Source organism: Nonomuraea sp. NPDC005501, assembly GCF_040605905.1.
Taxonomy (GTDB): domain Bacteria; phylum Actinomycetota; class Actinomycetes; order Streptosporangiales; family Streptosporangiaceae; genus Nonomuraea.
On the sequence record NZ_JBEXDT010000102.1, the window covers coordinates 1 to 22,961 of the forward strand.

Annotated in this window: 18 protein-coding genes; 9 read left to right on the forward strand and 9 right to left on the reverse strand. The window is 71.1% G+C overall.

Annotation, left to right across the window (positions count from 1 at the left end; all coding sequences use genetic code 11):
- Positions 1-183 (forward strand): hypothetical protein (locus ABZS51_RS35315; RefSeq protein ID WP_355450484.1); only part of this gene is annotated, 183 nt, incomplete at its 5' end.
- 43 nt (positions 184-226) lie between these two features.
- Complete coding sequence (locus ABZS51_RS35320) at positions 227-3,103, forward strand: AAA family ATPase (RefSeq protein WP_355450486.1); 2,877 nt, start codon at positions 227-229, stop codon at positions 3,101-3,103.
- A 45-nt stretch (positions 3,104-3,148) separates the two neighbouring features.
- Here the strand turns inward: ABZS51_RS35320 and ABZS51_RS35325 are convergent, their stop codons facing one another.
- Complete coding sequence (locus tag ABZS51_RS35325; protein WP_355450489.1) at positions 3,149-3,391, reverse strand: DUF5988 family protein; 243 nt, start codon at positions 3,389-3,391, stop codon at positions 3,149-3,151.
- Between the two features lie 282 nt (positions 3,392-3,673).
- On the opposite strand from ABZS51_RS35325, the gene ABZS51_RS35330 reads away from it, so the two are divergent.
- Entirely contained in the window at positions 3,674-6,913 is a 3,240-nt protein-coding gene (locus ABZS51_RS35330) for a GH92 family glycosyl hydrolase (protein ID WP_355450492.1), read from the forward strand.
- 16 nt (positions 6,914-6,929) lie between these two features.
- On the opposite strand, the gene ABZS51_RS35335 is transcribed toward ABZS51_RS35330, so the two are convergent.
- Complete coding sequence (locus ABZS51_RS35335) at positions 6,930-7,841, reverse strand: SMP-30/gluconolactonase/LRE family protein (protein ID WP_355450495.1); 912 nt, start codon at positions 7,839-7,841, stop codon at positions 6,930-6,932.
- A 198-nt stretch (positions 7,842-8,039) separates the two neighbouring features.
- Here ABZS51_RS35335 and ABZS51_RS35340 point away from each other — a divergent pair, with 198 nt between their 5' ends.
- Positions 8,040-9,446, forward strand: coding sequence for a glycoside hydrolase family 6 protein (locus ABZS51_RS35340; protein WP_355450498.1), 1,407 nt, complete (start codon positions 8,040-8,042; stop codon positions 9,444-9,446).
- A 14-nt stretch (positions 9,447-9,460) separates the two neighbouring features.
- Here the strand turns inward: ABZS51_RS35340 and ABZS51_RS35345 are convergent, their stop codons facing one another.
- Positions 9,461-10,408, reverse strand: a complete 948-nt coding sequence (locus ABZS51_RS35345; protein ID WP_355450501.1) for an aminoglycoside phosphotransferase family protein — start codon at positions 10,406-10,408, stop codon at positions 9,461-9,463.
- 84 nt (positions 10,409-10,492) lie between these two features.
- On the opposite strand from ABZS51_RS35345, the gene ABZS51_RS35350 reads away from it, so the two are divergent.
- Positions 10,493-11,059 (forward strand): NADAR family protein, encoded by a 567-nt coding sequence (locus tag ABZS51_RS35350; protein WP_355450504.1) that lies wholly within the window; start codon positions 10,493-10,495, stop codon positions 11,057-11,059.
- An 18-nt stretch (positions 11,060-11,077) separates the two neighbouring features.
- On the opposite strand, the gene ABZS51_RS35355 is transcribed toward ABZS51_RS35350, so the two are convergent.
- Positions 11,078-12,034 (reverse strand): SDR family NAD(P)-dependent oxidoreductase, encoded by a 957-nt coding sequence (locus ABZS51_RS35355; RefSeq protein WP_355450507.1) that lies wholly within the window; start codon positions 12,032-12,034, stop codon positions 11,078-11,080.
- Between the two features lie 90 nt (positions 12,035-12,124).
- Between ABZS51_RS35355 and ABZS51_RS35360 the strand changes: the two genes are divergently transcribed.
- On the forward strand, positions 12,125-12,715 hold the full coding sequence (locus tag ABZS51_RS35360) for a TetR family transcriptional regulator (protein WP_310708865.1): 591 nt from the start codon (positions 12,125-12,127) through the stop codon (positions 12,713-12,715).
- Positions 12,716-12,800: 85 nt separating this feature from the next.
- Here ABZS51_RS35360 and ABZS51_RS35365 read toward each other — a convergent pair whose 3' ends face one another.
- From ABZS51_RS35365 to ABZS51_RS35380, 4 genes are all read right to left on the reverse strand, one after another.
- Entirely contained in the window at positions 12,801-14,426 is a 1,626-nt protein-coding gene (locus ABZS51_RS35365; RefSeq protein WP_355450510.1) for an AbfB domain-containing protein, read from the reverse strand.
- A gap of 434 nt (positions 14,427-14,860) precedes the next feature.
- Positions 14,861-16,513 carry a DNA recombination protein RmuC gene (rmuC, locus tag ABZS51_RS35370; RefSeq protein ID WP_355450513.1) on the reverse strand — a complete coding sequence of 551 codons (1,653 nt, stop codon included), beginning with the start codon at positions 16,511-16,513 and terminating at the stop codon, positions 14,861-14,863.
- Between the two features lies 1 nt (position 16,514).
- Entirely contained in the window at positions 16,515-17,069 is a 555-nt protein-coding gene (locus tag ABZS51_RS35375; protein ID WP_355450515.1) for a hypothetical protein, read from the reverse strand.
- Positions 17,070-17,808: 739 nt separating this feature from the next.
- Complete coding sequence (locus ABZS51_RS35380) at positions 17,809-17,961, reverse strand: hypothetical protein (protein WP_355450518.1); 153 nt, start codon at positions 17,959-17,961, stop codon at positions 17,809-17,811.
- Positions 17,962-18,836: 875 nt separating this feature from the next.
- Here ABZS51_RS35380 and ABZS51_RS35385 point away from each other — a divergent pair.
- The 3 genes from ABZS51_RS35385 to ABZS51_RS35395 all read left to right on the forward strand — a co-directional run bounded on the left by ABZS51_RS35385 (position 18,837) and on the right by ABZS51_RS35395 (position 21,951).
- Positions 18,837-20,273, forward strand: a complete 1,437-nt coding sequence (locus ABZS51_RS35385) for a carboxylesterase family protein (protein ID WP_355450521.1) — start codon at positions 18,837-18,839, stop codon at positions 20,271-20,273.
- A 60-nt stretch (positions 20,274-20,333) separates the two neighbouring features.
- Positions 20,334-21,356, forward strand: coding sequence for a zinc-binding dehydrogenase (locus ABZS51_RS35390; protein WP_355450524.1), 1,023 nt, complete (start codon positions 20,334-20,336; stop codon positions 21,354-21,356).
- A 235-nt stretch (positions 21,357-21,591) separates the two neighbouring features.
- Positions 21,592-21,951, forward strand: a complete 360-nt coding sequence (locus ABZS51_RS35395) for a cyclophilin-like fold protein (RefSeq protein ID WP_355450527.1) — start codon at positions 21,592-21,594, stop codon at positions 21,949-21,951.
- A 27-nt stretch (positions 21,952-21,978) separates the two neighbouring features.
- On the opposite strand, the gene ABZS51_RS35400 is transcribed toward ABZS51_RS35395, so the two are convergent.
- On the reverse strand, positions 21,979-22,800 hold the full coding sequence (locus ABZS51_RS35400; RefSeq protein WP_355450530.1) for an AraC family transcriptional regulator: 822 nt from the start codon (positions 22,798-22,800) through the stop codon (positions 21,979-21,981).
- Positions 22,801-22,961: the final 161 nt, after the last annotated feature.

Consider the following 22,961-nt stretch of genomic DNA (forward strand, 5'->3'; position numbering starts at 1 on the left):
TACGCCGCGGTCCGCGCCGCCGGCGCCCGCCTGCTCGCGACCACCGGGCCCGGGAGCCACCTCACCGGCAGCGGCGCCTTCCCGGACGGCGCCTTCGCGGACCGGACGCCCGCCGCCCCCGCGTGCGGCGCCGCCCAGGGCCGTCCCACCCGGCGGCGCCCGCTGGAACCGGCCGGCCACTGACCGGCCGCGAGCCCCACCACCGACGACACCGAGGAGGGCCATCATGGCCGTGGACGACGAACGGCAGGCCATGGCCCTGCTGCACGGGCTCCTGGAGGAGGCGGTGGCCGGCCGCGGCCGGATCGCCCTGGTCACGGGCGCCATCGCCACCGGCAAGAGCCGGCTGCTGTACGGCTTCGCCGACGACGCGTTCGAGCACGGCGCGCTGCCGCTGAGCGCCATGGGCTCGCTGGCCGAGCGCGACCTGCCCCTGGGCGTGCTGTCGCAGCTCCTCCACAACGCGCCGATGACCGAGGAGCACCGCGCCACCACCCTTCGTCTGCTGCAGGAGGGCGCCCGCGCGCACATCTCCAGCGACCCGCGCGCCGACTCCATCGAGCACGTGGACGTGCAGATCGTGGACGCGCTCTGCACGGTGCTGCTGGAGCTGTCGGAGCGCTGCCCCCTCGTCATCGCGGTGGACGACATGCACCACGCCGACCGCGCCTCCCAGCTCTGCCTGTCGTACCTGGCGCGGCGGGTGAAGTACGCGCGCATCATGCTGGTGTTCGGCACGCCCGGACACCAGGCCCGCCTCCCGAACCTTCTGCACAGCGAGGTCCTCCGGCAGCCGCACTGCCGGCAGGTGCGGCTCGGCCACCTGACGGAGCAGGGCGTCGCCGAGCGGGTGGCGCGGCTGGCGGGCGAGGAGGCGGCGGCCCGGTTCGCGGCGCGCTGCCACGAGGTGAGCGGGGGCAACCGGCTGCTCGTGGACGCCGCGCTGGAGGACCTCCAGGACACCGGCGCCCCGGGCGACAGGTACGGCGAGGCCGTCGTCGCCTGCCTGCACCGCGCCGGCCCGGAGGCGCTGCTCATGGCCCGCGCGCTGGCGGTGGCGGGGACCACCGCCGCAGCGGCCCGTCTCCTCAACCGCGCCGACACCGGCGACACGACCGGTCGCGCGGGGACGACCGCGGATGGGGAGACGGCCGGACGTGGAGACACGACCGCACGTGGAGACACGACCGCACGTGTGGAGACGGACCGGCTGTACGGTGGTCAGCCGGACCGGCAGGCGGGCGAGGCGGACGCGGCGCGGGCGGAGCAGGCGCTGACCGGCGCCGGGCTGCTCAGCGGCGGCCGGTTCCGGCACGAGGCCGCCAGGGCGGCGGTGCTGGCCGGGCTGGACGGCGCCGAGCGCGCCCTCCTGCACCGCCGCGCCGCCGAGCTGGCCTACCACGACGGCGCCCCCGTGGCGGCCGTGGCCGACCACCTCATCCGGGGCGGCCACGCCGCTCACCCGTGGGCGCTGCCCGTCCTGGAGGAGGCCGCCGAGCAGGCGCTGCGCGACGGCGACGTGGAGCCCGCGATCGAGTACCTCAAGCTGGCCTGGCAGGCGTGCGCCGACGAGCGGCGGCGCGCCCGGATCACCACCACGCTGGTACGCGCAAAGTGGCGCATCAACCCGAGCACCCCCGCCGGCCACCTCGCCGAGCTGACCACCGCGCTGCGCAACGGCCACCTGGGCGGCGGCGACGCCGTGGTGCTGGCCAAGGCGCTGCTGTGGCACGGCCACGACACCGACGCCAAGGACGTGCTCGCCCGCCTCGGCGAGCTGGCGGAACCGGACCGCGAGACCGTGGCCGAGCTGGCGGCCGCACGCGCCTGGTTCCGCAGCAGCTACCCGTCGTTCCTGCCGCACCTGCCGAAGCTCAGCGACGAGCAGGCCAGCGGCGCGGCGCACTCGCTCAGCGTCGGCCGCCGCCTGGAGTCGGCGGGGGCGCTGGCCCGCGCGCTGGCCGACGAGTGCCCCGACGAGCCGGCCGCCACGGCCGAGCGGGTGCTGCGCGGCTGCCGTCTGGACGAGATGTCCATGGACACCGTCGAGAGCGCGCTGCTCACCCTCACCTACACGGGCCGGGCGGACCGGGCGGCGCCGTGGTGCGACGCGTTCATCGCCGAGGCCGCCTCGCGCCACGCCCCGAGCCGGCAGGCACGGCTGTCCGCGATCCGCGCGGAGATCCACCTGCGGCGGGGCGACCTCGCGGGCGCGGTGGACGACGCGCGGCGGGCCCTGGAGATCATCCCGCCGGGGAGCTGGGGCGTGGCCGTCGGCGGCCCGATCGGCAGCCTGCTCCTGGCGGGCGCGGCCATGGGCCGCTTCGAGGAGTTCCTGCCCCAGGCGGACCGGCCGGTGCCGGAGGCGATGCTGGAGACCCGGTTCGGCCTGCACTACCTGTACGGCAGGGGCCGCTTCCACCTGATGGCCGGCCAGCCCCGGCAGGCGCTGCGCGACCTGCGGCTGTGCGGCGAGCTCATGCGGGCGTGGGGGCTGGACGCGCCGGGGTTCATCGCGTGGCGGCTGGACGTGGCCGAGGCGTTGATCCGGCTGGAGGAGCCGGAGGAGGCGCGGGTGCTCGTGGAGGACCAGCTCGCCCGCTGCGACCGCCGCTCCGCTCGCGTCCACGGGGCGGGGTTGCGGCTGCTGGCCGCCGTCGGCGAGCCGCGCCACCGCGTCATGATGCTGCGCCAGTCGGCCGAGCTGCTCCAGTCGAGCGGTGACCGGTACGAGCTGGCCAGGACGCTCGGCGAGCTCACGGAGGCGTACCGGGCGATGGGCGAGTTCCGGCGCGCGTGGATGGTGGGACGGCGGGCGCGCGCCCTGGCCGACGAGTGCCGGATCACGGTCCTGGACCCGGACCTCGCGCCGGGCGAGGACGAGGACGGCGAGGCGGAGCCGGGCGGCGTGCGGCCCGTGCTCAGCGACGCCGAGCGGCGCGTCGCGGCGCTGGCCGCCGACGGCTACTCCAACCGGGAGATCTCCGGCAAGTTGTTCATCACGGTCAGCACGGTCGAGCAGCACCTGACCCGCATCTACCGCAAGCTCAACGTCACCCGCCGGACCGAGCTGCCCGCCGACCTGATGAGCCGCCAGACCTGACCCGGCCGAACCCCGACCCCCCGAAGGGGCCGGGGAGGCGGCGGGTCACTCCGCGATGGCCGTGTGCATGACCCACTGGAAGACGAGGGCGTCCACGCCGTCGACCGTGGTGCTCTCGCCGTGGTGCCGGAAGTGCTCGTACCCGGCGCCGTGCGGCAGCTTGAGCGTGTCGGTGCCGGCGCTGACCCGCTGGACGCGCCGGTCCCCCGGCAGGTGGTCGGGGCCGCCCACGAGCACGGCGGTGACCTGTTGCTTGACAGCTGGCTGGGACGGGGCGAGATGGGACATGGTGCCTCCTGTTGGACGGCAGTGTTCACAGCGGGATGTCGGAGTGGCGCCCGCGGCGCGCGGGGCGGCGCCTGGGCGGGACGGTCATCGCGGGATCTCCTCCGGCCGGGGTGCGACACAGGGGCTTCCTGCGAATGTGCCAACGACCCCGGGGGCGCGCCAACCCCTATTCGAGCCGCGGGCGGCCATCGCCGGTGGCAGGCTCTCCCCGCCGTTTCTGCTCGTTGACCGTCTCCGGTGATCGGCGTTTCGATGCTGCAAACCGCCTTCTGGAGGCCCGCCATGTCCCCATGGTCCTTACCTACCGTCACCGTCCTGCTGGCAGCCCTGGCCCTGCCGCCCGGCGCCCCGCCCCCCGTGACCGCCGCCGCCGAGGTGGGCGTCGACGTCAGCCCGACCGAGCTGGTCAACGTCTTCCACGGCACGAAGGAGGCGGCCACCGACTTCGGCCACGGCGGGGGCGGCGGCATGACGTTCCCCGGCGCCGTTCTCCCGTTCGGCATGATGCAGTGGAGTCCCGACACGGTCGAGGACGCCGGAGGCGGCTACCAGTACGAGGACAACCGGCTGCGCGGCTTCTCCCTGACGCACATCTCCGGGCCCGGCTGCAACGGCGCCCAGGACTTCCCCGTCATGCCGTTCTCCGGGAAGATCGCCCGCTCGCCCGCCACCCACGGCATGGACTACGTCCAGACGTTCAAGCACGAGAACGAGAAGGCCGCGCCCGGCTACTACAGCAGCACGCTGGACACCGGCGTCTCCACGGAGATCTCGGTCAGCGCCCGCGCCGGCGTCGCCCGCTTCGCCTTCCCGCAGGGCAAGCCCGCCACGCTGCTGCTCAACACCAGCGGCTCCGTCAACGGCATCGACGACGGCGAGACCCACATCGGCCAGAACACGGTCGAGGGCTGGGTGAAGACCGGCGGCTTCTGCGGCCCGCCCCTCCGCTACAAGGTGTACTTCCACGCCACGTTCGACCAGCCGTTCACCGGCTACGGCACGTGGAAGAACGACGAGGTGCGGCCGGGGACGCAGACCATCTCCAACGACGCCTCCAAGGCCCGCGTCCGGGCCGACCTGGTCACCGGTACCGACGTCACCGTCAACGGGCCCGGCTCCGGGGCGTACCTGGAGTTCGACCCCGCCAAGCCGGTGCAGATGCGCGTCGGCCTGTCGTACGTGAGCGTCGACGGCGCGCGGAACAACCTGGACAAGGAGATCGGCGACAAGGCCCTCGAACAGGTGCGCCAGGAGGCCACCGCCGTCTGGGACCAGCGCCTCGGTCAGATCCGGGTCGCCGGCGGCACCGAGGACCAGCGCCGCACGTTCTACAGCAACCTGTACCACACGCTGCTCCAGCCGTACGTCTTCGAGGACGTGGACGGCACCTACACCGGCTTCGACGGCAAACCGAGGACCGTGCGCGCGGGGCACCACCAGTACGCGACTTTCTCCGGCTGGGACATCTACCGGACCGAGGTGCAGCTCCTGGCGCTCCTCGTGCCGGACGTGGCCGCCGACATCGCCCAGTCGATGTACGACAACGCCCAGGCCCTGGGCAACGTCTGGGACCGCTGGTCGCACCAGACGGCCGTCACCGGGGTCATGGTCGGCGACCCGTACCACTCCATCCTGTCCACGATGTACGCCTTCGGGGCGCGCGGCTTCGACTCGGCGGCGGCGCTGAAGGCGATGGCCGCGGCCGCCCGGCGCGTCGGCCCGAAGGACATCGGCCACCCGGAGGCCCAGTACGACGAGCGCCCCGGCAACGCCGACTACATGGCCAAGGGCTTCGTCCCCTCCGACCCGTCGTCCACGCTGGAGTACGCCGTGGCCGACTTCGGGATCGCGCAGCTCGCCACCCGGCTCGGCGACCAGGCGACGGCCACGGAGTTCATGAAGCGCGCCCAGTCGTGGCAGAACCTCTACAACCCGGGCAACGGCTGGATCCAGCCGCGCATGGGGGAGGGGTCGTTCACCGCGCCGTTCGACCCGGCCGCGCCCGACGTCTACATGGAGGGCAACGGCGCCCAGTACCACTGGATGGTGCCGCACAATCCGCAGGGCCTGTTCACCGCGATGGGCGGCCTGAGCAAGGTCATCCCGCGGCTCGACGGCTACTTCAAGAAGCTCAACGCGGGCCCGGCCGAGGCGTACGCGTACCTGGGCAACGAGATCGCGCTGCCGTCGCCGTGGCTGTACGCGTGGGCGGGGCAGCCGTACAAGACGCAGGACGTGGTGCGCCGGGTGCAGCAGGAGTTGTTCACCTCCGGCGCGGACGGGCTCGTCGGCAACGACGACCTCGGCACCATGGGCGCGTGGTACGTGTGGTCGGCCATGGGCCTGTTCCCGGCCATCCCCGGCCGGGCCGAGCTGCTGGTCAGCACACCGCTGTTCGACAAGGTCACGGTCACCCGGCCGGCGGGCGACATCGTGGTCAGCGCGCCTTCCCCGGCCAACCGCTACATCCAGACGCTGCGGGTGAACGGCGTGGCGACCGGTAGGGCGTGGCTGCCGGAGTCGTTCGCGACCCGGGGCGGGCGGCTCGACTTCACGCTCGGCTCGTCGCCGAACCTGACGTTCGGGGCCGACCCGCGCAACGCCCCGCCCTCGTTCGGCCAGGGCTCCAAGGCGTTCGTCGCCGGCCTCACCCCCGGCGCCACGCCCGTCGAGCCCGGCGGCGCGGTCGACGCGGAGCTGTCGGTGCAGTCGCTCGGCGCGGCGGCCACCGTGACCTGGCAGGCCAAGCCGCCGGCGGGCATCACCGTGTCACCGGCGAGCGGGACCCTGAGCGTGCCGGCCGGCGGCAGGGCCGCCGTCAAGGTGCGGGTCTCCGTGGCCGCGGGCGCCGCGCCGGACCTCACGACCGTGCCCATCAGTGTGGACAACCCGGCGGGGAGCAGCAGCAGCGGAGTGACCGCGAGCACCCGGCTCAACGTGGCCAAACGCGGCACAATCGCCTGGTACCACAACAACTCCGGCATCGGCGACGCCGCCGTGCCCGACGAGGCCAACATCGACGGTCCCGGCTTCAGCTACCCGGCGCAGTCCCTGGCCGACGCCGGGCTCAAGCCGGGCGGCACGTTCGCCTGGAAGGGCTTCACGTTCACCTGGCCGAGCCGCAAGCCCGGCCAGTGGGACAACCTGCGGCCCGGCACCCAGCCCATCGAGATGGCCGCGCCCGCCGGGGCCACCAAGCTCGCCTTCCTCGGGGCCGGGGTCAACGGCTGGCCCGAGTCGGACGTGACCGTCACCTACACCGACGGCTCGACCGGCACCGGGAAGCTCGGCTTCAGCGAGTGGATCCTCGACTTCGGCGGAGAGCAGCCCGCGTTCGGCAACGAGATCGTGGCCAGCGCGCCGTACCGGCTGTTCTGGGGGTCGTGGGCACTGCAGCCGATCGGCGCGCACGTCTTCGCGGCGCAGCCGATCGCGCTGGATCCGGCCAAAACGGTGAAGAGCGTGAGGTTCTCCACCCCCGAGGACGGGGAGATCCACCTGTTCGCCTGGGCGTTCGCCTAGCCTGCCCGGACGTCTCTCAGGAGCTCGCCCACACCGGGCGGGCTCCTCTGACGCTCAGCAGGATCGAGTACACGGACGTCGTCGCGGTGATGAACAACCTGTTGCGCTTGAGGCCGCCGAAGACGAGGTTGGAGGCGGCCTCCGGCAGGATCATCCGGCCGAGGAGCGTGCCGTCGGGGTCGTAGCAGTGGACCGCCCTGCCGACGGCCGCCCACACCCGGCCCGCGTCGTCGAGCCGCAGCCCGTCGAAGCCGCCCTTGCCGGTGTGCTCGGCGAACACCTTGCCGCCCGACAGGCTGCCGTCGTCGTGGACGTCGAAGACGCGCACGTGGTCGCGCTCGGTGTCGGCGATGTAGACGCGGCTCTCGTCCGGGGAGAAGGCCAGCCCGTTCGGCCGGGCGAAGTCGTCGGCCACGACCCGGGGCTCGCCGGCGACCGGGTCGATCCGGTACACGTGGCAGCCGTCGATCTCCTGGTCGGCGCGGTGTCCCTCGTAGTCGCTGAGGATCCCGTACGGCGGGTCGGTGAACCAGACGGACCCGTCGGAGCGGACCACCACATCGTTGGGGCTGTTGAGCCGCTTGCCCCGCCATCGGTCGGCCAGCACGGTGATGGAGCCGTCGTGCTCGGTCCTGGTCACGCGGCGGGCGCCGTGCTCGCAGGAGACCAGGCGGCCCTCGCGGTCGAGCGTGTTGCCGTTGGTGTAGCCGGCCGGCTCGCGGAAAGTGCCGACGGCGCCGGTCAGCTCGTCCCAGCGCAGCATGCGGTCGTTCGGGATGTCGCTCCAGACGAGGAAGCGGCCCGCCGGGAAGTAGACGGGGCCCTCGGTCCAGCGGGCGCCCCGGTGAAGGCGTTCGAGCCACCTGTCGCCGCCGACGGCGGCGACCCGGGGGTCCAGCGCTTCGAGTTCGAACGGTACGAGATCCATGCGAACCTCCTCAGGCTGATCCTTCCTACCAGATCATCCCGGCCGAACACACCCCCTCCGACCAGCGTATACGTCCGGATCCGGCCATCACCTGTCAACAGAACGTCTTGCCCGATGTTCGGATATGTCGTCACATGGTGCTTGATCTCCTGTGATAGTTGGGGTCTTCGTAGTCAGATCTACCGAAGGGAAGCATTGATGCGGTTGTTAACCCGCGTGCTGGCGATCACCGCCTCGGCCGCGACAGTGGCGGCAGCGGCGACGGTCGCCGTCGCCACGCCCGCCTCGGCGGCGCCCGAGCTCGTGGTCAACGGCACCTTCGCCGGCGGCACCGCCCCCTGGTGGAGCTCCGCCAACACCTCGATGGCCGTCAGCGGCGGCAGGCTCCAGGTCCAGGTGACCGGCGGCACCGCCAACCCCTGGGACGCCATGGTCGGCCAGAACGCGATCACCCTGGCCCAGGGCAAGAGCTACACGCTGTCGTTCGACGCCTCGGCCTCCGCCCCGGTCAGCGCCGTCACCACCGTGCAGCTCGCGGACTCCCCCTACACCAGGACGCTGACCCAGACCCTCTCCCTGGGCACCGCCAGCAAGCGCTTCACCTTCCCCTTCACCTCCACGCTCGGCACGACCGGCGGGCAGGTCTCCTTCCAGCTAGGCAAGAACGCCGGCTTCACCTTCTCCCTGGACAACGTCTCCCTCACCGAGACCTCGCCCTCCACCCCGCCCGCGTCGGGACCGCTCGCCATGACCGACGGCTTCTACGTCGACCCCGACTCCAACCCGGCCACCTGGGTACGCGACCACTCCTCCGACTCCCGCGCCGCCCGCATCCGGTCCGCCATCGCCGCCAAGCCCATGGCCCGCTGGTTCGGCAACTGGAACAGCGACATCGGCTCCGCCGTGTCCTCCTACGTGACCGCCGCCGACACGGCCGACAAGCTGCCGGTCCTCGTGGCCTACAACATCCCCGGCCGCGACGCCTGCGGCGGCCACTCCGGCGGCGGCGCCGGCAGCGAGGCCGCGTACAAGACGTGGATCTCCGCGTTCGCCTCGGCCATCGGCAGCCACCCCGCGGTCGTCGTCATCGAGCCCGACAGCCTCGGCGACTTCAACTGCATGAGCGACGCGGCCGTCCAGGAGCGCAACCGCATGCTCACGTACGCCACCCAGCAGTTCCGCGACAAGGCCACCAACACGTGGGCCTACCTCGACGGCGGCAACTCCGGCTGGGTCGCGGCGGGCACCATGGCCACGCGCCTGGCCGACGCGGGAGTGCGCAACATCCGCGGCTTCTCGGTGAACGTCTCGAACTACTACACCACCAGCGAGTCGGCGACCTACGCCAAGGCCGTCAACTCCGCCCTCGGCGGCACCCCCACGTTCGTCATCGACACCAGCCGCAACGGCAACGGCTCCAACGGCGAGTGGTGCAACCCGGCCGGCCGCAAGCTGGGCGTCCCGGCCCAGGCGGGCGGGGCGGCCGAGATGCTGCTGTGGGTGAAGGTGCCCGGCGACTCGGACGGCAACTGCGGCATCGCGCCCGGCGTCCCGGCCGGTCAGTTCAGCCCGGACATCGCCGTCCGTCTCATCGACGGCACCTGACGCCGCTTCTCACCTCACGACGAGGGACGCCCCCACCTCCGGCGCAGCCACCCGATCGCGGCCGCGCGCGACCGCTCACGACGGTCCTGGAGGTGCGGGGCGTGCGCGGGCCCCGGCAGCGCGGCCGTGTGCGTCCAGTAACCGGCCAGCGCCACCAGGAATGCCTCCACCGCATCGGGTGGCGCGGACTGCCCCAGCGGGTGCGCCAGGAACGTCTCCTCCAGATCCACGCCGTCCGCCCGCGACAGGAGCAGCAGGCACACCAGGTCCACCCAGCCCGGCCCGACACAGGCGCGCCCCCAGTCGACCACGCCGGCCGTGCGGCCGTCCGGTGCGACGAGGACGTTGTCGTGGCGCAGGTCGAAGTGGAGCAGCGTGTCACCGGTGACCAGCCCGGCCCACCGCCCCTCGATCTCGGCCAACCGGTCCAGGTGCTCGCGCTGCCACGCCGGGAGCCCGCCCGTGGTCACCGGCTCCCGCGCACCCGCCTCCGCCAACGACCGCCACGTCCCGCACCGCCCGGCCATCCGCCCGGCCACCGTGGGGACCTCGGCGACGGGCGACGGCGTCAGCTCCCGTACGCACCGGGTGACGGCGTCCAGCGCCGCGTCCAGCTCGTGCCGGAGCCACGGCTCATGCGGCAGCCGGCCCGGCGCCACGTCGAAGCAGAGCAGCACCCACCCGTCCCGCTCCAGCGCGAAGCGGAGCCGCGGGCTCGGCACGGTGACGGGCAGGGCCCGCGCGACGGCCGCCTCGGCCCGGTACCCCGCGGCGTCCTCGGCGGGCACGGCCTTGACGAACACGCGCCCGCCGCCGGCACCGAACTCGGCCACGCCCAGCACGCCGTACGAGAACCCACCCGGCCGATCACCGAACGCCCGCACCTCACCCCCGAGCCGCCGCGCCACCTCGCACCGCAGCCCGGCCGGCAGTTCCTCCCACGCGCGCCGCAACGTCGCCATGGCCCCACGGAACCAGACCCGACGCCCCCTCCACCAACGAATATCCCTCGACCGTGCACGCGGCCCTGTGCCACGGTGGTCACCATGTCCAGCCCCCTCCCCCGCACCCTCGACGAGGCCGTCGCCGCCGAGCAGGCCGGCCGCACCCTGCGCTACCTCTACTTCTGGGGCCACCGCCCGGCCCGGGACGGCGGCGTCGGCCCCGGCTGCCTGTCGCAGTGGTGGCCGGCCGCCTTCACCTCCGGCGGGCACACGTTCGCCACGGCCGAGCACTACATGATGGCCCACAAGGCGTGGCTGTTCGGCGACGACGAGACGGCGGAGGCGATCCTCGCCGCGAGCCACCCGGGCGAGGCCAAGAAGCTCGGCCGTACCGTGCGGAGCTTCGACGAGGAGCAGTGGAACGCCCACCGCTTCGACATCGTGGTCCGGGGCAACCTCGCCAAGTTCGGTCAGGACGCGGAGCTGGGCCGCTTCCTGGCCGGCACCGCCGGGCGCGTCCTGGTGGAGGCGGCCCCGAACGACCGGGTGTGGGGCATCGGCCTCGCGGCCTCGGACGAACGCGCCGCCCGCCCCTCGACGTGGCAGGGCGCCAACCTGCTCGGCTTCGCCCTGATGACCGTCCGCGACGCCCTCGCCACGGCCGGGTAGCCGTTCGTACGGCCCGTGTCACCCGAAACGGGAGCTCGGATCGACGCCGGTCAGGTCGCGGCTCGCGGCCCACACACGGGCCGCGAGCTCGGTGTCGGCCAGGATGCCCCGTACGGGCTCGGGTGCGGGCAGGCCGCGCATCCCGAGCACCCGGGGGCCCCACAGCTGGCCGCCCCGGACGGACGGGTCGAGGACCGCTCGGACGGCGGACCACGCGGCGGCCTCCTTGCCCTGGAGGAGCACGCCCAGCGGCAGGGCACGCAGCCGCGCTCCGGCGGTCCGGACGTGGAACGGCGGGCGTGAAGGGGTGAGGGAGTCGAGCGCGCCACCGGGATGGACCACCACACTCAGCGTCGTGCTGCCGGCGGCGCGCAGCCGGCGATCGAGCTCGAAGCCGAAGAGCATCTGCGCGAGCTTCGACCGTGCGTAGGCGCGCTTCGGCTGGTAGCCGTGCGTGCTCTGGAGATCGTCGAGGTCCACGGACTTGGCCGTGAAGCTGCCGATGGTGACGACCCGGCTCGCGGGCGCGGCTGTGAGCAGCGGCGCCAGCCACCAGGTCAGCGCGAAGTGCCCGAGGTGGTTGGTCGCGAACATCAGCTCGTGGCCGTCTCCGGTCTCACGGCGCTGCGGCTCGTCGAGCAGCACACCGGCGTTGTGGACGACCGCGTCGAGACCGTGCGGTCCAAGCGCGTCCACGGACGCCTTGAGCGAGGACAGGTCGGCGAGGTCCAGGGGGACGCGGCGTACGCGGGCACCGGGGACGCGTGAGCGGATCGACGCCATCGCGGCCTCGGCCTTCGCGCTGTCGCGGCTGCCGAGGACGACGGTGGCGCCGGTGCCGGCGAGCTGCTCGGCGACGAAGTATCCGATGCCCGCGTTGCCGCCGGTGACCAGGAAGGTCCTGCCCTCGGCGGGCGGCAGCCGATGGACGTCCCAGCGATCCTCGGCCGGGTCGGGGCTGTGATGGGAGGACATGGAGGACAGCTCTCTGCTGAAAATAGAAGCACTATGAATCTATAACAATTCTGACTTTATACCCATTCTGGTCCCAGCTAGCATGGAGGCATGGCGACGACGATGGGGCGACGCGAGCGCAAGAAGGCACAGACCCGTCAGGCGCTGGCCGACGCGGCGAGGCGGCTGTTCTCCGAGCACGGGTACGACAAGGTCACCGTGGCGCAGATCGCCGACGAGGCGGACGTCTCCATCGCCACCCTGTTCGCGCACGTGCCGGACGGCAAAGAAGCGCTGATCTTCGATGACGGCGCCGAACGGCGCGCGGGCCTGGTCGCAGCGGTCCGCGACCGGCCCGCCGGCCAGCCGATCCTGGCGGCCCTGCGCCGGTTCATGGCCGGCCGGGGTCCCTTCACCCCGGACATGCCGCCCGAGCGCCGACGCCTGCGCGATCTGATCGTGAGCACGCCCGCCCTGCGGGCCTACTCGCGCAAGCTCTGGATCGCCGGCGAGGAGCCGCTGGCGAAGGCGATCGCCGACGAGACCGGCCGGGACCCCTCGGACATGACCATCCGCGCCCTGGTCCGCTACGTGCTGGAGATCCCCGACCTCGCGGGCGCGGAACCCGACCCCCTCACCGCCATGAACGCCGTCTTCGACCTCCTCGAGTCCGGCTGGCCCGGCCTGCCCGAGCGACTCTGAGGACCACAGCCCGGCCGCGTCCCAGGTCCGTCTCGCCCGAGCCCGCACCGGCACGGTCGCCGCAGGGCCTGGAGGTGCGGCCCGGTCAGGGAGCGGTCGGGCGGAAGGTGGTGTCGGCGCGGAAGGCGGAGGCGTCCTCGTCCTTGTCGAGCCAGAGCTGGTGGTGGCGGTGGCGGACGAACCGGCCGGGATAGTTGGCCGACTCCAGCCGCAGCCGTCCCGAGCCCGCCGCCGGGCGGGCGTGGAAGGTCGCGTCCCGCTCGAACAGCGCGCTGCCGTCGTCCCCGTCGAACCTCAGCCGGAAGTCCCTGTGCCGCAGGTAGCGCCCGTCCGCGTCCACGAACGAGTGGCCCTGGGCGTCGGCCAGGCCCGGCACGACCCGGAGCGGAGCGGCCTCGCCGAGGACGCCGAGCCCGCCCGAGGCGCCGATCCCCTCCTCCGGAAAGTTGATCGACAGGAGCCGCCGGGTCGTCCCCGTCCGCAGGAGCGCTCCGCCGGTCGAGGCCGTGGCGGCGCGGGTGAACAGCAGCGTGCCGAAGCCGAGCTGGTCGAACCCGCCGCTGTTGGGCCCGTAGTCCCCGCCGCCGCCCTCGGCGCGCACCCGCTCGGCGTACGCCCTGGTGTACGGCACCGCCAGGCCCCGGCGGTTGGCGTAGTGGTTGTACAGCAGCTCCCACACCGGCCGGTCCTGGCCCCGTCCGGCGTCCGAGACCACGGTCTGCTCGCGGCGGGCGCAGTTCGTGCCGGTGCCCCAGGTGTAGGTGGTGAACGGCACGGACTGGCCCAGGTTGTACCTCGCGACGTACTCGGCGGCCTTCATGATCCGGTTGTCGGCGTGGCCGTACAGGTCGAGGCCCTGGTTCCAGGCCATCTCGGCGATCGTGCCGATCAGGCCGACGCCCATCATGGTGTGCCCCTGGTCGCGTCCGCTCTCCTGCCACTGGGCGAGCCCGCCGGGGTGCAGGAACGGGATCGCGTTCATGATCGACCCGTTGCCCTTGCCGTTCTTGACGTAGTCGACGGCGCGGTCGAACATGGCCCGGTCGTCGCAGAAGACGCCGATGGCCATGATGGCGGCCAGGTTGCACAGGTCCCAGTTGGCCCAGTAGTTGGTGATGCAGGCGCCGTTGTGCCGGACCAGGAAGGCGTCGCTCAGCGGGTGGAAGACCGTGAGGAGCATCTTCCGGAACCGCTCGACGTCGAAGCCGGGGTAGTCGCGCATCAGCTCGGCGGCGTTGGCGAACTGGTAGCCGTAGATGCCGGCGGCGAGGAACCGGTCGGCGTTGCCGGTGACCGTCCTGAGCGTGGCCGACCAGGCGTTGAGGATGTCGCGCGCGGTGTCGGCGTGCGCCTTGTCGCCGCTGATCCGCCAGCGCAGCGCGTTCTGGTAGGCCGCGTGGATGTCGTTGTAGAGCTGCGGGTAGTTCTGCCCGTCGCCGCCGCGCACCACGGTCGCCAGCGGGCGCGGCTTCCACGTGCTCCTGGAGCGCCCGTTGGCCACCAGCTTGTCCCACCCGGCCTTGTACGGCTGCGCCCCGGCCCGCACGGCCGCGGCGATCCGGTCGAAGTCGGCCTGGGTGTGCAGCAGCCCGGGATGCCTGAACGGCGCCGCCGCCCGCTCCGCCGCCCATGCCCGGCCCGCGAGGGCGGGCAGCACGGCCACCCCTGCCGCCGCCTTCAACACGTCACGCCGGCTGGTCTGGAGACCCATGTCGGTCCTTTCGTCAGGGAACTCGTCAGGAGACGCTCTCCACCAGGAGACGGGACGCGAGCTGCGGCATAACACTTTTTCGAGCTACATGAGCGCCAGGGCCGCCGAAGAAGCGCGGGAGCAACGAAAGGAAGCCCCGGCTCACCCAAGGTGAGCCAGGGCCTTCTCATGGAGGCGCGCCGCCAGGGACTCGAACCCCGGACCCGCTGACCAAGAGTTAAGGACCTATGTGTCGGGCGCAGCCTCAACGTACGTTTCCGTGCCGCTTCACGCGTCGATGCCGTTCCGGAATGCTGAGGGATTACGCCCTGTGATCCGGTTTCCCGGTGACCGAAGAGCAACCTGCCGAGCGACCCCGGATCGCCCTGCTGAGGGCCGCTGTGGCATAGGACCGTCTCCACACTTTGAGGGGATTGACACACACCGATCTCTCATCAACCGGCGATCCCATTCTCCACGCCAGGCGCTGGCGGGATCGCGCGGATGCCCGCCGTGGCGTTAGCCGATTCCACCAGCTCTGGACTACCGAGCGGTCGCGCAGCCTGCTCGGCCGCCTTGAGCTCGACCAGTTGGCCTTCCACCACTTTGAGTGTGTGAAACTTGCGCGCCGTAACCATGACCCGTCCCTCCATGGAGCCGACCGTGTCGTTGTATGCCTTGACCGACCGGTCGAGGGACTTGCCCAGAGTGTTCAGATGCCCACCCATGACCGAAAGCCGCTCGTACAGTTCGCGACCGAGTTCGTAGACCTGCTTGAGGTTGTCCTGCAGCGCCGCCTGAGTCCAGGCGAAGGCCACCGTGCGGAGCAGGGCGATCAGCGAAGTCGGCGTCGCGATCAAGACGTTCTTGGAGATCGCGTACTCCTGGAGGGTTGGCTCCCTCTCCAGCGCCGGCTGGAGGAAGGCGTCGCTCGGTACGAACAGCACAACGAACTCCGGTGAGGCGGCGACCGTCCGGAAGTACTCCTTGCTTCCGAGGGCGTTCACGTGCTGGCGCAGCTGCCGGGCGTGGTCGACCCAGTGCTTGTCCGCCTGGGCCTCATCTACGGCCTCGATCGCGGCCATGAAGGCGGCCATCGGAACCTTGGAGTCCACGACGACGTGCTTGCCGCCGGACAGGTGGATCACCATGTCGGGGCGGAGCGCCCCCTCGCTGTCGGCGAAGTGCACTTGGGTGTCGAAGTCGCAGCGCTCGACCAGACCCGCCTGCTCCACGGCCCTCTTGAGGTGCATCTCCCCCCAGGACCCGCGCACCTGCGGCCTCTTGAGCGCCTCGACGAGTGCGCGGGTTTCTTTACGGGTTCGCTGGCCCTCCTCTGTCAGGGTGACCAGCTGCTGGTTCAGCGTGGCCTCGGCCGCGACGCGGGTGGTGGAGAACTCCTTGAGCTGCCGGTCCATCTCCGCCAACTGATCACGGACCGGCTTGCTGGCCGCGTTCAGGGTCGCCTCGGCCTTGGTCACCAGCTCGTCCTGGGACTTCTTCAGCATCTCGGTGGTCGCCGCGCGCAGGGTCTCCCCCAGAAGCCGGTTGTTGTCCGCGCGGGTCTGATCGAGCTCCTGGCGGACGGCCTGCACCGTCGCAGCTTGCTCCAGTAGCGCCTGTTTCTGCATGAGCAGCTCGGCTAGCTGCGTCTTGAGCTCCTGAATCTCCGTGCGTAGGACCGACTCCTTCGCCTTCAGCTCGGCGATCGAGAGCTCGGTCTCGCAGAGCCGACGGCTAGTTTCCGCCCTCCGCCCCTGCTCCGCCTGAAGCTCCAGATGCAAGCGCTGTGCATCAGTTTCCTTCCGCTGGAGACTGGTCCGAGTCGCCTCCGACTCGGCGCCGAGTCGGCCGAGCTGCTCGTCCAGTGTTCTGCGCTCGGTCAGCGCGGTGGTGTGTGCCTGACTCAATTCGGCCACTTGCACCTGGGCCCTGTCCCGCTCAGCACGCAGCGCATCCGCCTGCTCGGTAGCCTGCTTGCGCTGCTCCTCGGCGAGCTTCAACGCGGCACTTTCCTGTGCCGTGCGACTGCGGGCGATCAGATAGGCGACCGTGGCGCTGACCAGCGTTAGCACGATCGCCGATGCGACAACGTAGACGGCGTTCATCTCAGCCCGCCCGCTTCCAGTCCTGGCACCCGTTGGTCTCGAAGTACTCGCCCTTTTTCACGGCCACCCTGGTCTGCCCCTTGGTGTTGTCGTTGGCGATGATGGCGTCGAGCTCACCGGAGGCGTTCTTCAGGCGGGCCCAGTAGCAGTTGTCGCCGTCGGCGCCGGCCGTCTTGTAGGTGCCGGGCTTGATGTCCTCGCCGACGAGGTACTGGCCGTCGCCGGGGACGACGGTCCGCGGGCCGCTTTCCTTACCCTGCGCCGCCAGGGGCTCAGAGGTGGCCGTCTCGACGACGGTGGACGGTGGCTCAGCTTGCTCGGTTTCGGTCACCGTAACGGTGGGGCGGGGGGAGGCCGAGTTCTCGGCGTCGCCACCCGAGCCGACGCCCACACCGATGATCAGCGAGACGACGGCGGTCAGACTGTGAGCCAGGAAGCGCCGGCCGCGGGGTGTCGGGCGCGGCGTGGGGGCGGCAGGCTGTCGGCCTGACTGGGCGATGGGCTGCTGGTACGGCGGCTGTGGATACGAGCCCGCGCTGGGGACGTGATTGGTCATGCAGAGTCCTCTCGCGGTCGGACGCTGAGCCCGAAGGGGTTGATGAGAGAACTGTGACTCGAGAGTCTTGACGACCACTTACTGAATGCCGATAACACCGCTTTTCACGACTATTTGCCCACTGCCCGCCCTCATTACGAGCAAGCGACTCCTTGCCCGCTACAACGAGCTTGTCGGCGAGCACCATGGTGCGCCATGCGGAACGCTGGCCTGTCAGGGTGGCGTGGCCTGCAGCGATCGACTCGTCCAGCCTCCCCTGCGCGGCCTGGGTCGGTCCGAGGATCAGCAAGGCTTTTCGATGACGCGGTTGGCGTCAATCGATGGGTGCTCACCACAAGCATCAAGATTTCATGGCCGAATTTCAGAAGCTTGCAAGGGAGCACGCCAAACTCCCTCCGGCCTTTCAGGCCATGGAAGCGGAGAATGCACTGCCTCGGTACTACCGGTCTGAGCGGGCGGGCCGCCGACGAGTAGGTGTCGTGGGTGGGGCACGGCGTGGACTGGTCGAGCCCGAGCCTGGAACAGATGGAGAACGAAACACCCCCAGACGTTTCGAGTGCTGTGCTCAGCCCCGGATACGCCGGGCCCCAGTAGTTCACCGAACTCTGCCCGTGCGGTCGCGATGACGGCTGCCGGGTCGTCGGCGGGGCGCAGACCGAAGGTCGTCTCAAGCCAGGACAGGAACCTCTCGCGGGGTCGCGTCACACCAGATGCCGGTGTCGGTGAGCCCGGCGATCAGTTAAATGAGCTCCCGGACGTCGCGGGCGACGAGGTGGATGCCGCCTTCGTCGCCCAGCGCGACGACCGGCGGGGTGGCCAGGTCCGCGCGGTCATCCTTGCGCCAGATGGCGTACATCGACCCGCTGCTGTTGGCCTGCGCGAAGCTGATCATCCGCTCGGAGAGTTCCGGATTGGGATCCCCGTAGACGTCGTATTCCTACATCGGCGTCCAATTTCTCAGCCACGCCCCCGGGCGCCTGTTTCCGCGGCTGTCCGGGAGTATGCCTTGGCGAAGGCGCCGGTCCCCCTCGAGGGAGTCGCCTTACTGCGGCGTTGGCCATCGCCGGGAGGCGACAACGGGTACGGTCAGCGTGTGGCCGTGGGTTCCCCTGACACAAAACTGATCACCCTGCGTGGCAATTCGGGGTCCGGCAAGACCAGCATCGCGCGTGCCGTACGAGACGCCTACGAGCGTCGCGGACTTGCGTTGATCAGTCTTACCGACCGCGCTCGTTGGATCCACGTCCTGACCTTGGCATTCACGTCGTGGACATGTGTGTGACGTGTTGTCACGCTGTTCGCATCCGGCCATCCTCGGGGACGGGCAATCCGATGTCGCGGCAGATTCGCTGGATCGTCTCGTCCAGCGAGGACTCTTGAGGAATCAGTGCTTCCTCGGGCAGGCCGAGCCAGTCGTCATCGTTTGCCGACACCCGGCACGGCGGGCGCAGACGCTTGGCACGTTCGTGATCATTTCATGGCGCTCAGTCCAGCAGCATTACCGGCGGGACCCCATGCTTGCCCGGCGGGCTTCCCCTGGCCAAAGCCCACCGGGCGCTGATGGCAGGACCGCAGGCCGCCGGGGCGCCGCGGCGGCTGCTACGAGAAGGCGGTAAGGAGAAGTGTCACCTGATGACCACCAGGTGACTGCTGTCCGCTCGGCGATTTGTCGGAGTTCAGGGAATGCTTGGAGAGCGTCACCGCGAGCGATCAGCCGCTGACACGCCGCGCGAAACACCCGAACCGCACCGGAAGGAATCTCACGCCATGACCGCGACCGCGCCCAAGGCCCCGACTGCACCAGGGGTGCGGTCCTGGTGGGGAATCCCGTACGCCACCGCCGAGCGATACCGCCGCCCCGTGCTCGCGGACTTCGATCCGCACCGGCCCTACGACCGCAAGGGCGTCGTCTCCGTCCAGCCCGACAGCGGCGACTGGCTCGAAGCGGACAGCGGGATGGGCGAGGACTGCCTGAACCTGAACGTGTGGGCTCCCGAGCAGCCAGCTGACAAGGCGCTGCCGGTGACCGTGTACATCCATGGCGGCGGATTCGAGTACGGCGCGAACACGCAGATCACCTCGAACGCCGCCGGTCTCGCCGCGTCGGGGCGTGTGGTGAGCGTGTCGGTCAACTACCGGCTCGGCGCACTGGGCGCGGTCTCGCTGTCGCAGTACGGCGGGCGGCTCGCCGAGGCCAGCAACCTCGGCCTGCAGGACGTCATCGCCGCACTCACCTGGGTCAAGCAGAACATCGCCTCCTTCGGTGGCGACCCCGACGACGTCACCGTCTTCGGCCACAGCGCCGGCGCCTACTCCACCTTCGGGCTGCTCGGGGCCTCCTCCGCGGACGGCCTGTACCGGCGGCTGGCCGGGTTCTCGGGCGCGCCCTCGCGTCTCGTCCCGGCCTGGTGGGCCGAGGAGCTCGCGGAGCGGTTCGTCACCGAACTCGGTGTCGCGGGCAACCCCGACAAGCTGATCGATCTCGACGCGGCGTCCCTGGTGGCCGCCCTGCGCAAGGTCTGTCCGACGGATCTCGGAGTCCGTGGCGGCATGGACAACCAGAGCCTGGGCGTCGTCCTGGACGCCGAACAGCCCGGCGGGGTGCTGCACGCCCACCCCCTGGACGTCCTGGCCTCGGGTTCGCACCGGGACATCGACGTCCTGTTGAGCACGACCAGTGACGAGATGGGCTGGTGGGTGGCGAACGACCTGGACCGGTTCGACCCGCACACCGTCGACCGCGTCACCGACGAATTCGCGGGGTGGCGCATTCCCCGCTCCCGCGCCAAGAGGATCGTCGATGCCTACGACCAGGGCGGCCGTACCCCTGCCGAGGTCCGCGCCGCGTCCCTGACGGACTACATTTTCACGCTCCCCGCAGCTCGCGGTGCTCTGGCCCACGCCGCCGCGGGCGGCAATGCCCATCTCCTCATGATCGGGCCCGCCGAGGGTGCGCCCGCCGTGCACGGCACCGAGATGTACGCCCTGGTCGGCCAGGAACAGCCGGGCCGCAGCCCTGAACAGGCCGACCGTGACACGCGTATCCGAGACATCGTCCTCGACTTCGTCACCGGCGAGCAGACCCGCCTGTGGCCTGCCGTCACGGACCGGCCCACCTCGGGAAGTGTCGGTAACCCTCCCTATGAGCCCAGTGCCCGCTACCAGGCGGTCCTCGACCGGTTCGAGAACATCGCCCGCCCCTGAGGAGAACCGGGCGGTCCGGAACAGCGCGCCCCAGGGGGCGAACAGAGTAAGGAACTCGACATGAGCCAACCGACAGCAGCGAGCGACGCCGCACCGGCGACGATGCGGGCCGTCGTCGTCACCCGGCCCGGCGGCCTCGACGCACTGGAGATCAGGGATGTGCCGGTGCCCGTACGCGAGCCCGGCTGGGTGCGGATCAGGGTGAAGGCGTTCGGCGTCAACGAGTCCGAGGTCAGCACCCGCATGGGCGAGTCGGATGCGGAGGTTACCTACCCGCGCGTCCCTGGCATCGAGGGCGTCGGCGTGGTCGATGAGGCCGACGAGGACAGCGGGCTGAGGCCGGGACAGCAGGTGGCCACGATGATGGGCGGCATGGGCCGCTCGTACGACGGCGCGTACGCCCAGTACGTGACCGTCCCCGCGGCGCAGGTCATCCCGTTTGAGTCCGGCCTGCCGTGGGAGGTCGTCGGTGCGCTTCCGGAGATGTTCCAGACCGCCTACGGATCGCTGACCACCGGCCTGGACCTCAAGGCCGGGCAGACGCTACTGATCCGCGGCGGCACCTCGACGGTCGGGCTGAGCGCGGCCACGATCGCGAAGGACCTCGGAGCCACCGTGCTGTCCACCACCCGCAGCCCGGACAGGGCCGGGCAACTGCGGGCCGCGGGCGTCGACCATCCCCTCCTCGACAGCGGCACGATCGCCGACCAGGTGCGCGAGCTGATGCCGGAGGGTGTCGACGCCGTACTGGAGCTGGTGGGCTGCTCGGTCCTCGCCGACACCCTCCGCACCGTCCACCGGCACGGCACGGTCTGCTTCACCGGAGCCCTGGCGGGCCAGTGGACGATCCCCGACTTCACCCCGTTCATGATCCCCAACGGGGTGCGGCTGACGTCCTACGGAGGTCAGGCCACCGACCTCCCGGCCGACGTCTTCGCCCGCCAGCTCCAGGCCATCGCCGCGGGGAGCCTCGAAGTCCCGGTCGCGAAGGTCTACCACGGCCTGGAACAGGTCCGTGACGCCCAGGCCGGCGTCGAGTCCGGCACCACGCCGGGCAAGCACGTCGTCGTCCTGGATGACTGAGACGTGGGCAACTCTGAAACGACAAACAACCGCGCACGATGCCTGCCGGTCGACGACGGCCGGCCACAGCATCCCTAAGAGGAACTGGCACTCGAGTTGGAGAAGCCCTTGATGGACGGCCCAGCCCGGGCATCCCACCCGGCGCCTGCCAGCAGGCGCCGGGCTTCCAGGAGGCGCCGCTCGTCGATGAGTTCCCGTACCCGCTGCCAGCAACACCCGAGAGAGCAGGATCCATATGAGAATCCGACTGACCGCCGGAGAGATCGTCCTCACCGCAACCCTCGACGACAACGCGACGGCACGCGACTTCGCCTCGCTGCTTCCGCTGACGCTGCAGATGGACGACCTGCTCACGCGCGAAAAGTACGGTCACCTGCCCCGGTCTCTGACCGCAGGGGGCAAGCCGCAGTTCGGCTACGAGAGCGGCAACATCGCCTACTGGTCACCCGGTCCCGACATCGCCCTCTTCTATGCCCACGACGGCCAGTCCATCCCCGACCCCGGCATCGTCATCCTCGGCCAAATCGACTCGGGGGCCGATGCCTTCAAGAAGTACGACGGCACGGTCGACGTCACCATCGAGGCCATCGACTGAGCCCCGCCCGGAAACCACCGAGAACCGTCAGCCGGCCTCGCCGGCCGCGAAGGCGGCCGGGGTGAGGCCGGTGCGGTCGCGGAAGAAGCGGCCGAAGTTGGCGGGATCACTGAAGCCGAGGTGGACGGCCACAGACCGGGCATCCCACCGGGCAACTCCCAGCAGGCGCCGGGCTTCCAGCAGGCGCCGCTCGTCGATGAGCTCGCGTACTCCCTTGCCGGTGGCGTCCCGGGCGGCGCGGCTGAGGGTGCGGACCGAGCAGCCGAGCAACTCGGCGTAGTCCGCGGCTTGGTGGAGCTCGCGAAAGTGCAGCTCCAAGGCGTCCAGGAAGCGTCCGTACCGGTCGGCGCGGCCCGCGTGGGCCGTGGCAGTGCCGATGGGGGCGATGCCCGGGGAGTTGGCCAGGCGCAGCAGCAGTGATTCGAGCAGGCTGCGCCGCAGGGCGTGGTGGATGTCGAGGGGGCGGCGCCCCAGTGCGCGGTGTTCGTCCAGGAGCTGGAGTGCGGTCTGCCGGAGCCAGGCGGTGTCGTCGGGGTGCGGGGTCAGCACGGCAGGGGCCTCGTGCGCGGTGAGTGGGGCCAGGAGACGGGCGAGGTCGGGCCGCAGCACGTCCGGTTCGAACAGGATGAACGGGCCGCGGGCCGCGCCGGGCGGATGCCAGCACTGCGCGTGCCCGGGACGCACCCACAGCCACTGGCCGGGGGTGACGGTCCGCGTGACGTGGTCGACGTCGTGCCGCAGCTCACCCTCGGTGACGGCGATGAGGTAGTGGAAGGTGGCGCGGCCCGGACGGGGCGGGTTCCAGGGCCAGTCGTCGTGGTGGGCGAAGAAGTCCTCGACGGTGCTCACCTCGAGGCCGTACGGGGTACCGACCGGGGGCTGGAAAGCGAACAGCGGAACCGCGGCCGGACTGGCCGCGCTTCCGCTCGGGCCGGGGTGTCGCTTGTCGACCATCACGTGTCCGCAGTCTACCGCCCTTCTGCTCGGCTGCGGCGGAAGGATGGACGTGC

What these genes read in the sequence shown, in the direction of transcription:
- ABZS51_RS35320 (WP_355450486.1), top strand. Translation starts at nt 227, where the DNA reads ATGGCCGTGGACGACGAACGGCAGGCCATGGCCCTGCTGCACGGGCTC.
- ABZS51_RS35325 (WP_355450489.1), bottom strand. Translation starts at nt 3,391, where the DNA reads ATGTCCCATCTCGCCCCGTCCCAGCCAGCTGTCAAGCAACAGGTCACC.
- ABZS51_RS35330 (WP_355450492.1), top strand. Translation starts at nt 3,674, where the DNA reads ATGTCCCCATGGTCCTTACCTACCGTCACCGTCCTGCTGGCAGCCCTG.
- ABZS51_RS35335 (WP_355450495.1), bottom strand. Translation starts at nt 7,841, where the DNA reads ATGGATCTCGTACCGTTCGAACTCGAAGCGCTGGACCCCCGGGTCGCC.
- ABZS51_RS35340 (WP_355450498.1), top strand. Translation starts at nt 8,040, where the DNA reads ATGCGGTTGTTAACCCGCGTGCTGGCGATCACCGCCTCGGCCGCGACA.
- ABZS51_RS35345 (WP_355450501.1), bottom strand. Translation starts at nt 10,408, where the DNA reads ATGGCGACGTTGCGGCGCGCGTGGGAGGAACTGCCGGCCGGGCTGCGG.
- ABZS51_RS35350 (WP_355450504.1), top strand. Translation starts at nt 10,493, where the DNA reads ATGTCCAGCCCCCTCCCCCGCACCCTCGACGAGGCCGTCGCCGCCGAG.
- ABZS51_RS35355 (WP_355450507.1), bottom strand. Translation starts at nt 12,034, where the DNA reads ATGTCCTCCCATCACAGCCCCGACCCGGCCGAGGATCGCTGGGACGTC.
- ABZS51_RS35360 (WP_310708865.1), top strand. Translation starts at nt 12,125, where the DNA reads ATGGCGACGACGATGGGGCGACGCGAGCGCAAGAAGGCACAGACCCGT.
- ABZS51_RS35365 (WP_355450510.1), bottom strand. Translation starts at nt 14,426, where the DNA reads ATGGGTCTCCAGACCAGCCGGCGTGACGTGTTGAAGGCGGCGGCAGGG.
- rmuC (WP_355450513.1), bottom strand. Translation starts at nt 16,513, where the DNA reads ATGAACGCCGTCTACGTTGTCGCATCGGCGATCGTGCTAACGCTGGTC.
- ABZS51_RS35375 (WP_355450515.1), bottom strand. Translation starts at nt 17,069, where the DNA reads ATGACCAATCACGTCCCCAGCGCGGGCTCGTATCCACAGCCGCCGTAC.
- ABZS51_RS35380 (WP_355450518.1), bottom strand. Translation starts at nt 17,961, where the DNA reads ATGATCAGCTTCGCGCAGGCCAACAGCAGCGGGTCGATGTACGCCATC.
- ABZS51_RS35385 (WP_355450521.1), top strand. Translation starts at nt 18,837, where the DNA reads ATGACCGCGACCGCGCCCAAGGCCCCGACTGCACCAGGGGTGCGGTCC.
- ABZS51_RS35390 (WP_355450524.1), top strand. Translation starts at nt 20,334, where the DNA reads ATGAGCCAACCGACAGCAGCGAGCGACGCCGCACCGGCGACGATGCGG.
- ABZS51_RS35395 (WP_355450527.1), top strand. Translation starts at nt 21,592, where the DNA reads ATGAGAATCCGACTGACCGCCGGAGAGATCGTCCTCACCGCAACCCTC.